This is a genomic window from Paenibacillus sp. 1182 (assembly GCF_017833915.1).
GTDB lineage: Bacteria > Bacillota > Bacilli > Paenibacillales > Paenibacillaceae > Paenibacillus > Paenibacillus polymyxa_D.
In genome coordinates, this window is sequence record NZ_JAFICR010000006.1 from 186,621 (window position 1) to 200,840 (window position 14,220).

Annotated in this window: 13 protein-coding genes and 1 tRNA gene; 10 read left to right on the forward strand and 4 right to left on the reverse strand. The window is 46.0% G+C overall.

The features are described 5' to 3' along the window. Positions 1 to 84: 84 nt before the first annotated feature. From pyrR to JOD82_RS14395, 10 genes are all read left to right on the forward strand, one after another. Complete coding sequence (gene pyrR, locus JOD82_RS14350) at positions 85 to 651, forward strand: bifunctional pyr operon transcriptional regulator/uracil phosphoribosyltransferase PyrR (RefSeq protein ID WP_023989428.1); 567 nt, start codon at positions 85 to 87, stop codon at positions 649 to 651. Further along, the gene (locus JOD82_RS14355; protein ID WP_069289975.1) at positions 648 to 1,562 is read left to right on the forward strand and encodes an aspartate carbamoyltransferase catalytic subunit; all 915 of its coding nucleotides are present in this window, start codon (positions 648 to 650) and stop codon (positions 1,560 to 1,562) included. Before pyrR ends, JOD82_RS14355 begins: the two co-directional genes overlap by 4 nt. 58 nt (positions 1,563 to 1,620) lie before the next feature. Next, positions 1,621 to 2,943 carry a dihydroorotase gene (locus JOD82_RS14360; protein ID WP_209949518.1) on the forward strand — a complete coding sequence of 441 codons (1,323 nt, stop codon included), beginning with the start codon at positions 1,621 to 1,623 and terminating at the stop codon, positions 2,941 to 2,943. A 62-nt stretch (positions 2,944 to 3,005) separates the two neighbouring features. Next, positions 3,006 to 4,142 carry a glutamine-hydrolyzing carbamoyl-phosphate synthase small subunit gene (gene carA / locus JOD82_RS14365; protein ID WP_025718621.1) on the forward strand — a complete coding sequence of 379 codons (1,137 nt, stop codon included), beginning with the start codon at positions 3,006 to 3,008 and terminating at the stop codon, positions 4,140 to 4,142. Between the two features lies 1 nt (position 4,143). Next, a complete protein-coding gene (carB, locus tag JOD82_RS14370) occupies positions 4,144 to 7,359 on the forward strand; it encodes a carbamoyl-phosphate synthase large subunit (RefSeq protein ID WP_029517733.1) in 3,216 nt (1,071 codons plus the stop codon). Between the two features lie 124 nt (positions 7,360 to 7,483). Beyond that, entirely contained in the window at positions 7,484 to 8,221 is a 738-nt protein-coding gene (pyrF, locus tag JOD82_RS14375) for an orotidine-5'-phosphate decarboxylase (RefSeq protein ID WP_069010290.1), read from the forward strand. Continuing rightward, entirely contained in the window at positions 8,218 to 8,859 is a 642-nt protein-coding gene (pyrE, locus tag JOD82_RS14380) for an orotate phosphoribosyltransferase (protein WP_013311063.1), read from the forward strand. Before pyrF ends, pyrE begins: the two co-directional genes overlap by 4 nt. 147 nt (positions 8,860 to 9,006) lie before the next feature. Continuing rightward, positions 9,007 to 9,171: a hypothetical protein gene (locus JOD82_RS14385; RefSeq protein ID WP_014282411.1), complete on the forward strand. Its 165-nt coding sequence runs from the start codon at positions 9,007 to 9,009 to the stop codon at positions 9,169 to 9,171. Between the two features lie 124 nt (positions 9,172 to 9,295). After that, a tRNA-Ile gene (locus JOD82_RS14390) sits at positions 9,296 to 9,369 on the forward strand. Positions 9,370 to 9,785: 416 nt separating this feature from the next. Continuing rightward, positions 9,786 to 10,559, forward strand: coding sequence for a hypothetical protein (locus JOD82_RS14395; protein ID WP_209949520.1), 774 nt, complete (start codon positions 9,786 to 9,788; stop codon positions 10,557 to 10,559). A 544-nt stretch (positions 10,560 to 11,103) separates the two neighbouring features. Here the strand turns inward: JOD82_RS14395 and JOD82_RS14400 are convergent. From JOD82_RS14400 to JOD82_RS14415, 4 genes are all read right to left on the reverse strand, one after another. Then, entirely contained in the window at positions 11,104 to 11,316 is a 213-nt protein-coding gene (locus JOD82_RS14400) for a hypothetical protein (RefSeq protein ID WP_069010291.1), read from the reverse strand. Between the two features lie 177 nt (positions 11,317 to 11,493). After that, the gene (locus JOD82_RS14405; protein ID WP_069010292.1) at positions 11,494 to 11,700 is read right to left on the reverse strand and encodes a hypothetical protein; all 207 of its coding nucleotides are present in this window, start codon (positions 11,698 to 11,700) and stop codon (positions 11,494 to 11,496) included. 266 nt (positions 11,701 to 11,966) lie between these two features. Then, positions 11,967 to 12,299: a hypothetical protein gene (locus JOD82_RS14410; protein WP_069010293.1), complete on the reverse strand. Its 333-nt coding sequence runs from the start codon at positions 12,297 to 12,299 to the stop codon at positions 11,967 to 11,969. Positions 12,300 to 12,590: 291 nt separating this feature from the next. After that, positions 12,591 to 14,087: a GDSL-type esterase/lipase family protein gene (locus tag JOD82_RS14415; protein ID WP_029517729.1), complete on the reverse strand. Its 1,497-nt coding sequence runs from the start codon at positions 14,085 to 14,087 to the stop codon at positions 12,591 to 12,593. Positions 14,088 to 14,220: the final 133 nt, after the last annotated feature.

The window sequence follows — 14,220 nt, forward strand, 5'->3', positions numbered from 1 at the left end:
TTGCCAAACTTGGGCAAGGAGTCTTTTTTGTATCCGAACACGGGACCAGGTCTGAAGGGAACATCACCTGAGGAGGCTGGAAGCATGAGTCATGAAACACATGTACTGATGGATGAAATTGCGATTCGTCGGGCATTGACACGGATTGCACATGAAATTTTGGAGAAAAACAAAGGTATTGACGATTGTGTGCTAGTAGGTATTCGAACACGCGGAGTTCATTTGGCGCAACGCCTGGCTGAAAAAATTGCTGAGATTGAAGGCGCACCAATTCCATGGGGAGAGCTGGATGTCACAGCCTACCGGGATGACCGGAGCAGCGTAGCCGAAGCTAAAGGAAATGGAAAAGAGCTTTTGATGAATCCTGCTGACGTATCGGTTCATGATAAGAAAGTCATTCTCTTTGACGATGTGCTGTACACAGGCCGCACCATCCGCGCGGCGATGGATGCATTGATGCACTGCGGACGACCGCAAATGATTCAGCTGGCAGTGCTAGCAGATCGCGGACACCGTGAGCTTCCGATTCGTCCGGATTACATCGGCAAGAACATCCCGACCTCCAAATCTGAGGAAATCGTAGTAGCCCTTCAAGAGACGGACGGTAAGGACGAAGTGACAATCATTCAGAACCGGGGGGAACAGCTATGATCACAACAGCCAGTCAACTTAAAGAACGTAGCCTGCTCGGGTTAAAGGAACTTAGCCGAAATGAAATCGAGTCCATTCTGGATCGCGCTCATTATTGGGAATATCAACCAGAAAAACTGGTTCCAGTACTGCAATCACGCTTTGCAGCCAACATGTTTTTTGAAAACAGCACTCGCACCCGCTTTTCTTTTGAAATGGCAGAGAAGCGGCTGGGCGCTCAGGTTTTGAACTTTTCCGCTGCGGCTTCCAGTGTGGAAAAAGGGGAGTCCATTTACGATACAGTACGTACGCTCGAATCCATGGGCATTGATGCAGGAGTCATCCGGTTAAAGCCAGCCGGGGTGCTGCAAGAGCTCGCTGAGAAGGTCAGTGTTCCACTGGTTAATGCAGGGGACGGCAACAATGAGCATCCAACGCAGGCTCTGCTGGACCTGTACACCATGCGAAAAACTTTCGGTGAGCTTAAAGGCTTGAGAGTATCCATCATAGGAGACATTCTGCACAGCCGTGTCGCTCGCTCGAATCTGTGGGCCTTGCAAAAATTTGGAGCCAAGGTTAGCTTCTGCGCTCCTGATAATATGCAAGCACCTGATCTTGCGGCGTACGCGCCTTATGTTCCGATGCAAGAGGCACTACAGGCGGACGTGGTCATGATGCTTCGGGTACAGCTGGAACGGCATGCCGAAGGGATGTTGCGCTCAGCGGATGAGTACCGAGAGCAGTACGGTTTGACAGAGAAAAGAGCAGCGAACCTGAAGCCCGGAACAATTATCATGCATCCAGCTCCAGTGAATCGGAACGTGGAAATTGATAGTGCGGTTGTGGAAAGCGAACAATCACGAATTTTTCCACAAATGGCAAACGGGGTTCCGATCCGCATGGCGGTTATGGAACGGGCAATGAAGCTGTAGAAGCTGTCAGTAGGATCGTAGGAAAAGTTGCAGAAAACTGAGCGGAGGAATATTTCAGATGAAACAATTAATAATGAATGCAAGCGTATTGAACGAGCAGGGCGAGGCTGAATTGAAATCCATCCTAATCGCCGACGGAAAGATTTTGGCTATCGCAAATGCAGATGCTGGAGTCAGCCTACTTATAGAAGAAGGGGCATCTGAGCAGGAGCGCGAAGTTGAAAAAATCGACGCCCAGGGAAAACTGGTCATTCCCGGTTTAATCGACATGCATGTGCATCTGAGAGAACCTGGCTTTGAATATAAAGAAACGATTGAAACGGGCAGCCGTGCAGCGGTGAAAGGTGGATTTACGACGATTGCCTGCATGCCAAACACACGTCCAGTGACTGACAATGTGGACACAGTCCAGCTGGTATTGAAAAAGGGACAGGAAGCCGGGCTTGCCAAGGTTCTTCCTTACGCAGCCATTACGAAAAACGAACTGGGTCGTGAGCTGACAGATTTTGAAGCGCTCAAAGCAGCAGGTGCAATCGGCTTTACTGACGATGGTGTCGGGGTGCAAAGCGCGCAAATGATGAAGGACGCCATGGCGCGGGCCAAGGCACTGGATATGCCGGTTATTGCACACTGTGAAGATAACACGCTTGTTGAAGGAGCGGCTGTGACGGACGGCGAATTTGCCAAGCGCCACGGACTTAAAGGCATTCCGAACGAATCCGAAGCCATTCACGTCGGACGAGACATTTTGTTATCCGAGGCAACCGGGGCACACTATCATGTATGCCATGTCAGCACAGAGCAGTCAGTGCGGTTAATCCGCCACGCAAAATCTTTTGGTATCAAGGTAACGGCTGAGGTATGCCCACACCACTTGGTATTGTCAGATGAGGACATCCCTGGGCTGGATGCGAATTGGAAAATGAATCCTCCGCTCCGCTCCCCACGTGATGTGCAGGCATGCATCGAGGGACTGGAAGACGGTACGATTGACATCGTCGTAACCGACCATGCAGCGCACAGTGAGGAAGAGAAGGCAAGAGGGATGGAGCTGGCGCCATTCGGGATCGTTGGATTTGAGACGGCCTTCCCGCTGTTGTACACGAAATTCGTAGCTACCGGACAGTGGACGCTGGACTTTCTGGTGCGTCGTATGACTGCTGATCCAGCGCGTGTCTTCCGCCTTGATACGGGACGCCTGGAAGAAGGAGCTCCAGCTGACCTGACCATGATTGATCTGGAGCAGGAGCAGGCAGTTAATCCGCAAACGTTTGCCAGCAAAGGACGCAACACTCCTTTTACAGGCTGGAAGCTCAAAGGCTGGCCTGTGAAAACTTGGGTAGATGGCAAACTGGTATGGTCTGCTGACGAAGCAAAATAAATAGAAACCACTAAAAAAAATAGAACCTTATAGCAGGAAACAATATAGAGGAGTGAGACGGGATGCAGGCAAGATTGTTACTTCAGGACGGCACGCTGTTTACAGGCACATCATTTGGTGCGGAAGGTGATAAAACAGGCGAGGTCGTTTTCAACACAGGGATTACAGGCTATCAAGAGGTGCTGACTGATCCCTCTTACTGCGGACAAATCGTAACGATGACTTACCCGCTGATTGGCAACTATGGAATTACTCGTGATGACTTTGAATCGGTACGGCCTTATGTCCATGGCTTTGCTGTTAGACATTACGAGCCAGCGCCAAGTAACTGGCGTGCTCAATACAGCGTGGGCGATTTGCTGAAGGAATATGGCATCATTGGCATTAGCGACATCGACACCCGCATGCTTACCCGGATTATTCGCCATCACGGCACGATGAAGGGCATTTTGACGACTGGTTCCCAGCCGCTGGAAGAACTGAAAGAAATGATGTCTGACTTGACCATTGAAGAACTGCGCAATCAGGTCCCTATGACTTCCACACCTCATCCGTACAGCAGTCCTGGCAACGGAGAACGGATCGTATTGATTGACTACGGTGCCAAAAGCGGCATTTTGCGCGAACTGAACAAACGGGACTGCGATGTAGTTGTCGTTCCACATGATACGACGGCTGAGGAAATTCGTCGCTTGGACCCGGATGGTATCCAGCTGTCTAACGGCCCTGGAGATCCAAAAGACGTACCCCATGCCGTTCGTACGGTAGCTGAACTGTTAGGGGAATATCCGATTTTCGGAATTTGCTTGGGACACCAGTTGTTCGCTTTAGCTTCGGGAGCGGATACGGAAAAGCTGAAATTCGGACATCGCGGTGGTAACCATCCGGTGAAAGAACTGGAGAGCGGACGCTGCTTTATCACATCACAAAATCACGGCTACACGGTGAATGAGGATTCGATCCAAGGTACTGAGCTTGAAGTGACGCATATTAATAACAACGATAAAACGATTGAAGGTCTTAAACATACCAAGTATCCCGCGTTTTCGGTGCAATATCATCCAGAGGCTGCACCAGGACCTTACGATAATGGCTACCTGTTTGACCGCTTTCTGGACATGATCCGTGAGCACAAAAGAAATCATCCAAAGCAACCGCGTCAGGCTGCTATCGCCGCCGCAGTGAGAGGAGAGCGCTAATATGCCGAAAAATACAGAACTTAAAAAAATACTTGTGATCGGTTCCGGTCCTATCGTCATTGGTCAGGCAGCAGAATTTGATTACGCTGGTACACAAGCTTGTCAAGCGCTCAAAGAAGAAGGCGTCGAGGTAGTACTGATCAACAGTAATCCGGCAACCATCATGACAGACACCAATATGGCAGACAAAGTATACATCGAGCCGATTACACTTGATTTTGTAACACAGATTATCCGTCAAGAGCGTCCAGATGGGCTGCTTCCTACGCTGGGAGGACAGACAGGTCTGAATATGGCAGTGGAACTGGCTCGCGCCGGAGTGCTGGAGCGTGAAAACGTCAAGCTGCTGGGAACTCAACTGAATTCGATAGAAAAAGCCGAAGATCGTGATCTGTTCCGTGATTTGATGCGCGAGTTGGAACAACCTGTACCGGAGAGTGTAATTGTAACAACCTTGGAAGAATCATTAGAATTTGCTAACGAAATCGGTTATCCAATTATCGTTCGCCCGGCTTATACGCTAGGGGGAACAGGCGGTGGTATCTGCTCCACAGAAGAAGAACTGCGTGAAACCGTCAGCTCTGGGTTGAGATACAGTCCAATCGGACAATGTTTGGTGGAAAAGAGTATTGCAGGTATGAAGGAAGTCGAATATGAGGTCATGCGTGACGGCAATGATAACTGCATCGTTGTCTGTAATATGGAGAACTTTGATCCAGTCGGCGTGCATACTGGCGACAGTATCGTCGTAGCTCCGAGTCAGACGCTGTCAGATCGCGAATACCAGATGCTGCGTTCCGCTTCTCTGAAAATTATCCGGGCCCTCAATATCGAAGGCGGCTGTAATGTACAGTTTGCGCTTGATCCGCACAGCTATCAATACTATGTAATTGAAGTAAACCCGCGCGTAAGTCGCTCCTCGGCGCTGGCCTCCAAGGCAACCGGATATCCGATTGCTAAAATGGCTGCTAAAATTGCACTCGGCTACACGTTGGATGAAATTGTGAATCCGGTAACGGGACAGACGTATGCTTGCTTTGAGCCAACACTGGATTACATCGTGAGCAAAATACCACGCTGGCCATTTGACAAATTCATTTCTGCCAACCGCAAGCTGGGCACGCAAATGAAAGCAACGGGTGAAGTCATGGCCATCGGACGCACATTCGAAGAGTCCATCCAGAAAGCGGTACGGTCTTTGGAAATCGGTGTACACCGTCTGCATCTTAAGGGAGCCGATCAGCTGTCTGATGACGTGCTCAAGGATCGCTTGATTAAAGCAGATGATGAGCGTTTGTTCTTGGTAGCCGAGGCGTTCCGTCGCGGCTGGCAGCAGCAGGAGATTCAAGATTTGACGAAAATTGACTGGTGGTTCCTCGATAAGGTAGAGGGAATCATCAAGTTCGAAGCCATCATCGCTGGAGAAGCTGAGCTGACCTACGAAACACTCTATCAGGCCAAACGTAAAGGTTTTACCGACCGCTCGATCGCCGAGATTCGCAGTATGGGCCAAAACGACAGTATGACAACCGAGCGTGAGGTACGTGAATTCCGTCTAGCTCAAAACCTGCGTCCGGTCTACAAAATGGTAGATACGTGCGCAGCCGAGTTTGAAGCCACAACTCCGTACTACTACTCCTCTTACGAGGTGGAAAATGAAGTGATTCCATCTAGCAAAGAGAAAGTTATCGTACTCGGTTCCGGACCGATTCGGATCGGGCAAGGGATTGAATTTGATTACTCCACCGTACATGCGGTATGGGCTATTCAAAAAGCGGGCTACGAAGCAGTGATTATCAATAACAACCCGGAGACGGTATCTACGGACTTTAACACATCCGACCGCCTCTACTTTGAACCGCTCTTCTTCGAAGATGTAATGAATGTTATCGAGCAGGAAAAACCGATTGGGGTTATCGTCCAGTTCGGGGGTCAAACGGCCATTAATCTCGCAGCTCCACTGAGTGCGGCAGGCGTGAATATTTTGGGTACGAGTCTGGAAAGTATCGATGAAGCGGAAGACCGGAAGAAGTTTGAGCAACTTTTGTCTCGTCTGGCTATCGCACAGCCTAAAGGCAACACGGTCACATCAGTTGATGAAGCAGTAGGAACCGCACAGGCGCTGGGCTATCCAGTTCTGGTACGTCCATCCTACGTTCTGGGCGGACGCGCTATGGAAATCGTGTACTCAGATACGGAATTGCTGCGGTACATGGAAGAAGCGGTTAAAATCAATCCAGAGCATCCGGTGCTCATCGACCGTTATATGCTGGGTAAAGAAGTAGAGGTCGATGCCATCTGCGACGGCGAGACAGTATTGGTACCAGGCATTATGGAGCATGTGGAACGGGCCGGGGTTCACTCAGGTGACTCTATCGCGGTGTATCCACCACAGCACTTATCTGTCGAGCTGAAACAAAAAATTGTGGAAATTACAATCAGCATCGCTAAGGAATTGAAAACCATCGGTCTGGTAAATATCCAGTTTGTTATTCATCAAGACGAGGTGTACGTGATCGAGGTTAATCCTCGCTCCTCGCGGACAGTTCCTTTCTTGAGTAAAGTAACAAATATCCCAATGGCGAATCTGGCTACACAGGCTATTTTGGGCGGTAAGCTTAAAGATGCAGGTTATTCAGAAGGCCTATGGCCTGAAAGTAATTATGTCTCGGTTAAGGTTCCGGTATTCTCCTTTGCCAAACTGCGTCGTGTAGAGCCGACGCTGGGCCCGGAAATGAAATCGACAGGTGAAGTTATGGGACGCGATATTCAGTATGCCAAAGCACTGTACAAAGGACTTGTGGGAGCTGGTATGAAAATTCCATCCACTGGGGCGATCATCATTACAGTGGCAGATAAGGACAAAGAAGAAGCTGTCGAGTTGATGCAGGGCTTTTACAGACTGGGCTATAAAATTATTGCAACAGGTGGAACGGCGGCTGCTATGAAGCAGGCCAATATTCCAGTGAACACGATCAACAAACTGAGCGAAGGTAATCCGAACATCCTGGATATGATTCGCACGGGTGAAGCCAACTTTGTCTTCAATACGTTGACCAAAGGCAAAACGCCAGAGCGTGATGGATTCCGTATCCGCCGCGAAGCAGTTGAGAATGGCATTGTCTGCATGACCTCACTGGATACAGTACGCGCTTTGCTAAGAATGCTGGAAACGATCAATTTCACATCCGAATCCATGCCGGTCCTGAGCAAATAATGCGTTACGAATAGATGTGAGGAAATAAGTAGCACAGGGAAGGACATTCATCAGCTTCGGCTGACGGATGTCCTTTATCACGGGCAAATGCACCCGAATTGACGTAAAAAGGGGATGAAGAACGGTGAATGGAGCATTTCAGCAGATGGCAGGACGGCTGATGGTTGCGTTAGATTATCCCAATGCACAACAGGCTGAGCAGTTAATTCGGCAGCTAGAAGGGATTCCTTGTTATATAAAAGTAGGTATGCAACTGTTTTATAGTGCAGGGCCAGCTTTTGTAGAACAACTAAAGTCCAGAGGATACTCCGTATTTCTGGATTTGAAAATGCATGATATCCCTAACACGGTGCGGGGAGGGGCAGAGAGCATTACCCGCTTAGGTGTAGATATGTTCAACGTACATGCTGCTGGGGGCGTTAATATGATGTCAGCCGCTAAAGCTGGTGCAGAAGCAGCTATTTCCGCAGACAGCTCGCTTTCCATGCCGCTCATTATTGCAGTCACACAGCTGACCAGCACGGATCAGACGACCATGAATAAGGAGTTAGGTATTCCTGGTACGGTACAGGATGCAGTGGTTCGTTACGCGCAACTGACCCGTGAGGCGGGACTGGATGGTGTGGTAGCTTCACCTTTGGAAGTGCCTGCCATTCGTGCTGTATGTGGATCAGACTTTAAGACGATAACTCCTGGCATACGCCCGGCAGGTAGTGCTACAGGCGATCAGTCGCGTGTGCTTACACCTCGCCAAGCCATTGCACAAGGCAGCAGCTACATTGTCGTTGGACGTCCTATCACCGCAGCAGCAGACCCACGCGCCGCAGCGGAACACATTATTGAGGAGATGATACAAGTATGACCACATTCAATAGTATACCTGAGCAAATTGCATCCCATCTGTTACGTATTCAGGCGGTGGCATTGCGCCCACAACAGCCTTTTACATGGACATCCGGCATTAAATCGCCAATTTACTGTGACAATCGCCTGACCATGTCCTACCCGGAGGTGCGCGAGCTGATCGCAGACTCATTTGCTGCCCTTATTCGTGAGCAATACCCCGAAACTGAAGTCATTGCAGGGACAGCTACAGCAGGGATTCCTCATGCAGCCTGGGTGGCGCAAAAGCTAAATCTGCCAATGGCCTATGTAAGGGACAAAGCCAAAGGACATGGGAAAGAAAACCAAATCGAAGGCCGTATTAGTGCAGGTCAGAAGGTTATGGTTATCGAGGATCTTATTTCTACAGGAGGCAGCTCCATTAAAGCAGCACAGGCCGTAGCACAAGCAGGCGCTCAGCCATTAGCGGTACTGGCCATTTTCAGCTACCAGCTAGACAAAGCGACTCAAGCCTTTGAAGAAGCGGGTGTGGAGCTGCAAAGCTTGTCCAATTATACAGCCCTGATGAACGTTGCCTTGCGTGAAGGAACCATTCAGGAAGAAGAGATGGAACTGCTGCGTTCCTGGCGCCAGGACCCCGCTTCCTTTGGTAAATAAGATGAGCTATAGAGGCCAATAGGTCTAATGATTAGAGCGATTCGTACTCTTTGCTAACCATTGTAGATTGTTATGGCCCAGGCCGTGTAAATCGAATTCGATCCGGTTACACTAACTCCTACCATCATGTGAAAAGAGGGAGCTCGGATGTATTGGATTTACTATGGCAGACTGTACACGACTAAATTTCAGGCAGGATGTCTGGCAAAAAGGTTGGAGCACGACGGCTGGATGTATGGCTACAATGATCCCCGCGCAGTGGAGGTGTACCGCTCGCGCAAAGGTCGTTATGGTGTCCGATTTATTCCGTAAGTCCACAAAAATAATTTTTAAAAAGAAAATTTTCGAAAGACTATTGACGAAACACAAGAAAATGTTGTATATTAATTAACGTTGCTGTTATGAATATGTGACGTGAATATACATGTTTTTTTGAGGGCCCTTAGCTCAGTTGGTTAGAGCGGTCGGCTCATAACCGATTGGTCGGGGGTTCGAGTCCCTCAGGGCCCATTTCCTCAAAAACCCTTGCTTAGCAAGGGTTTTTTCGTCGTTTATAGAAGCATTAGGAAAAGAGTGACACAGGACTACTGAAAGTGATTTACAAGATGGAAACTTAAAAGTGACCCTCTTATTAATCAAATAAATTTAATTTAATTTAATTAAACTTTTTGAAAAAGGAAGAATGGTATTGAATAATTTATCTATGAAAACCTTTTTCCATAAGAAGGATAACTTGGGGGACACTGTTTCCACAAAGAATACTATCTTATTAGTAGAAGTCCTTATATACCTATTTATTCATTTGTCGAAGTATTTTTAAGTTGATGACATAAATAAAGTGAAAATTGCCCGGACATTTATAACTATGACTTTATAAGCTAAGCATGTAGTTAACAATCATATTGATCAGCGAAGGAGTGGTGATTGTGAAGAACAAGGTGGGAAGTTTGAAAACTTCCCGAAAAAGTCCGGCTCAGCAATTAAGAAAAAAAGGAAAGCAAAATTTTATTTCATCTGTCAGATCGCTTCAGCTTATTACCTTACCCGAAGTAAAAAATCTAAAGGGCAAAAAAATCCGAACGACTGTACCAAATATAACCGGGACAATTACCGCCACAGTAGGGGATTATGATTCGAATACAAACCGAGTCCAGTTGATTAATATTATTAGTGACAGAACAGGAGTAAACTATGGAAATCTAAGTTATCTTCCTGATGAATTGAGTGGCTTAGAAGTGTTAGGCGGTGAGACACCGACACCGACACCAACACCAACACCAACACCAACACCAACACCAACACCAACACCAACACCAACACCAACACCAACACCAACACCAACACCAACACCAACACCTCAAAATTGTGCCATAACTGGAGGTAAAGGTAATCTCCTTTATTCGGGAGAAGCTAGTATCTCGATAGGGTCGGTAAGTTACACGGTACATGAATGCCAAATCGAAGTAACGCCAAAAGTTGCCGGAATACCTGTTCAAAAGTTTGTATTGAATAGAGACAAAAATAGAGTTGAAGGTACTTACCCTACAAGCATAGTAACGAGAATAAAATTTGCAATATGGGTAGTAAACAAGGAATTATGGATCGAAGTTGAATCTCAACACAAAAATTTATTGGGTAAATGGCTTAAGACTACGGGAGGAAAAACTAAAGTTGGTTCTTGGTCAGGATTGAAGTTTTAAATAAATTTAATAAGAGAGCAGTGAAGGTACCTTTCCTGCTCTTTTTATCTCTTGTAAAACAAAAGCTGTCGCACAAACTCTTTTTTTCTCAGCCGACCGCCTTTGAATACTGTCGCTAAAGGTATTGGGAATTATGAGAATCAGCGTTTTTGGTATCGAGGGATAGGGAACAGATCGGATCGAAAGATTATTATGTCATTTGTTTTTTGTCACCTCATAACAAATTTATAAAGTTCTTTTTTTGAGAGGAATACCTATTGTGGACCGAAGTCTTGCCACCATGTTCTTCTATAGTAGAGTAGTTGTTCATATTTTATAATTACAATAACTATATCGTGACTGAACAAGCATCTTCAAAGTTTTATTCAATTTCGGAGCAAATCAGAATTTATAGTTTTAGGAATATAGGTGAAAGGCAACGGGATAATAACATACCCAAAACGGGGAAGGGGAAGAAAAACTATAATTTTGTTAAGGATACATTTGAGGATACCAATTTCTTGGGTAATAGCCATCACCAGGCACACCAGTACCGGGCATACCACTACCAGGCAGGCATACCACTACCAGATGTACTTCCGCCAGGTATAACAAGCTGCCCTGCCGCAGCAATCGCTATAATATCATCAGCTGTTGTAAATTGTGGTGCATCTGGTAGTGCTCCCTGAGGGAAAAACTTAACAGATCCAAAATTAGCGCCAGACGAAATATCAACTTCTTCAATATAAGCGGTTTTGTAAATAAACCCATTTTTCAATATCATATCTACCTTTTTTCTCAAAACTTTTGGCAGTAGGAACCGTTAAATATTGTATACTTCGATTTCTATTACGTTCATGTAGCTTTTCTTCCTAAATTTAGGTGAATGCAATCCATTGTATGTCTGTATATTTAAGGTTGCAATATTTAGGTTTTGAAGGGTCCGTATGATCTGTTATAAATACATATCCATAAGGTCGCCCCATTGCAACATCGGTTGAATCCCAAACATCGTAATTTTTCCTTTAATCAACACTCCTTGGTTTGTAAAAACATTTACTTCTTTATCTAAGTAAAGTTGTTTGATTAATTCTGGATATAGAGGGGGACGGGCATCAAATTGCATAGCGACAGGATAGTAATAAACCCAAAAAGCTTGCATTAAAATTAACCACCACCTTACAATACAATATTTCATACTGATAAACGCCTAATTTACTTAAACAAATTATTTAAACTAGCTACTGCTGGTGTATGTACGAATAATAATTACGATTGCATTAAACAAAAGCACTGCCCCAATAAACGGACAGTGCTTCTTTTGATATTCTCGAAATCACTTAACAAAGTGCCTAAGAAACTCGCTATCAAATCACCATTTTGATAATGATCGTTGACTCCGTACTCCCAGGAACGCTTATTCCAACCTTAGTTTACCTTGACGGTATACACCATTCTCAATTTACCGTTACCGCCGTAAATTTCTACTCTTGCGCTCGTTGCAGTGGTGGTTGTTACCACGCCGGAAGAGGAGACTGTGACATTTCCGCTCGCCACTTTATAAGTATCGCCCGGGTAATTTGACAGCGCATAGGAATAATTTCGTGGCAATGTAGCCGTTCTGTAATATACTCCGTTAACTTCTACAACAGGCGTAATTACTGGCGAAGGACCTACTGCTGCGGACGCACTAGGGACGATGATACTACCAATTAGCCCCAAAGACATTGCTGTTGTTAATAAGATTTTCTTAGTATTCATAAAAAATTCCTCCTGATGTATGATATGAGCTCCTAAAATATACCATGTAAAATTATTGATTTCGCTTTATTCGACAAATGTTGTCAAAATAATACAAAAAACGATTCTAAAGTCCTATAAGATACAAAATAATTAAAATATAACAATTAAAGAAATTCATTTTATTGTACTGTATTTTTGAACTATTCTCCTGGCTGTATAGTCTTTGATCCACACGGAATAAAAAACGGACGTCAGAGTGATTAGCTCCAAGCCCGTTTTTCGTATTTGTATTCTTTCTAGTTCTTGATATCAGTTGACAAGTTGATGTGCAAGTCTCTCATCGCTGTCTAGATTCCTTTCTACCATACGCTGTTTTAATGCAGACAGTTCCGCACACTGACGAATGGCTTCCGCTATAAGCTGGGCGACCTGTTTGGCTCCTTTGTCAGAAAAATGGGTATTATCCGTTATACCAGCGGGGTAATTAGGGTGCGCTTTTTCAGGCAAATACATAAATAGCTGCTGGGACTCTTTTTCACCCATGGAACGATAAAGCTGCTGAGAAGCTTCAAAAATATCGAGCAGGGGTGTTTTGGTTTCCGCGGCTACTTGTCTCATGGCAGCGGGATAGGCTCCTACAGCCAGCGGATCAGGTTCACCGTTTGCGGTGAATCGGCGGCGGCTTACAGAGGTCAATAGCACTGGAATTCCACCACGCTCTCTAGCGGACTGAATGTAATGAATTAAGTTTTGACGATAATCTCCATCAGGATCGGTATAGCGAGTGGGGTCTTCTTTTTTCTCATCGTTGTGTCCAAATTGAATAAACAGATAGTCTCCAGCTAGAATATCTTTTTCAATATCAGCTAATCGGCCTTCTGCTATAAAAGATTTGGTGCTTCGCCCATTGACAGCACGATTGTCCACATGAACAGACGGTGCCAAATAGCTTTGCAAGTGTTCACCCCAGCCTGTCATCGGTTTTTCGGTAGCCCCTTTTTGAGCTGCAGTGGAGTCCCCGGCGATAAACAGTCGAGTTGTGATCTGTTGTCTCGCCCGAGCATATCCATGTTTTTGAAGCCAAGTTTCCGCCAGATTGAGCCATTGATGGCATTCATGGTTGTCCTCTGACAGTCCCAAGCCGTGTCGTCCTTCCTCAAATACATGCAGTTCAAACGGAATACGTTCCCTGGATAATGAAAAAGCGAACAACAGACTATTTTCTACCGGTACAGCGCCATCATTGGCTGTAGTCCACATCAAAGTTGGAGGTGTCTTTGAAGTCACTTGCCGATCGGATGAAAAGGCTTGAAGCTGTTCCAGCGTCGGCTGTTCCCCTAAAAAATGCGTACGGCTTCCGATATGTGTATAAGGCTCATAAAATGAAATTACAGGGTATCCCAACAACAGAAGATCTGGCTTTACCGTCCCTATAGTGGAGACAATGGAGGCCAAGTGACCGCCTGCTGAAAAACCGATGAGCCCCACTTGGTCAGGGATGACCAGCCAGTCATGCGATGTTTGGCGAATCCATTGCAGAGCATGTTCTACATCCTCCAACAAGGAAGTAATCTCGAAATCACCGACTTGATACTCCAGCACACCCGCATGAATACCTAGATCGTTTAACCACCGAGCTATAGGCTCTCCTTCATGTGAGGCCAAATGCTCGTAACCACCGCCAGGTAATACCAATATAAAAGGACGAGCTTCACCAACTGCTAGGGGATAGAGGGAGAGAAAGGAAGTTTCTGACGGAAATTCTTCTTTTACAATCGGTTCTTTAGGACTAACAACATGTAACATAAGTAATTCCTCCAAATTTCTTTTTAACTGCCGCCAACCAAACAAAATCGACTTAAATTGGAATGATACGGATGTAAAAAATAATGCACACGTGAAAAAAATGATTTAAACCTTGTTATGAAAGCGCTATAAT

What these genes read in the sequence shown, in the direction of transcription:
- pyrR (WP_023989428.1), top strand. Translation starts at nt 85, where the DNA reads ATGAGTCATGAAACACATGTACTGATGGATGAAATTGCGATTCGTCGG.
- JOD82_RS14405 (WP_069010292.1), bottom strand. Translation starts at nt 11,700, where the DNA reads ATGCAAGCTTTTTGGGTTTATTACTATCCTGTCGCTATGCAATTTGAT.
- carA (WP_025718621.1), top strand. Translation starts at nt 3,006, where the DNA reads ATGCAGGCAAGATTGTTACTTCAGGACGGCACGCTGTTTACAGGCACA.
- carB (WP_029517733.1), top strand. Translation starts at nt 4,144, where the DNA reads ATGCCGAAAAATACAGAACTTAAAAAAATACTTGTGATCGGTTCCGGT.
- JOD82_RS14415 (WP_029517729.1), bottom strand. Translation starts at nt 14,087, where the DNA reads ATGTTACATGTTGTTAGTCCTAAAGAACCGATTGTAAAAGAAGAATTT.
- JOD82_RS14355 (WP_069289975.1), top strand. Translation starts at nt 648, where the DNA reads ATGATCACAACAGCCAGTCAACTTAAAGAACGTAGCCTGCTCGGGTTA.
- JOD82_RS14385 (WP_014282411.1), top strand. Translation starts at nt 9,007, where the DNA reads ATGTATTGGATTTACTATGGCAGACTGTACACGACTAAATTTCAGGCA.
- JOD82_RS14410 (WP_069010293.1), bottom strand. Translation starts at nt 12,299, where the DNA reads ATGAATACTAAGAAAATCTTATTAACAACAGCAATGTCTTTGGGGCTA.
- JOD82_RS14360 (WP_209949518.1), top strand. Translation starts at nt 1,621, where the DNA reads ATGAAACAATTAATAATGAATGCAAGCGTATTGAACGAGCAGGGCGAG.
- pyrE (WP_013311063.1), top strand. Translation starts at nt 8,218, where the DNA reads ATGACCACATTCAATAGTATACCTGAGCAAATTGCATCCCATCTGTTA.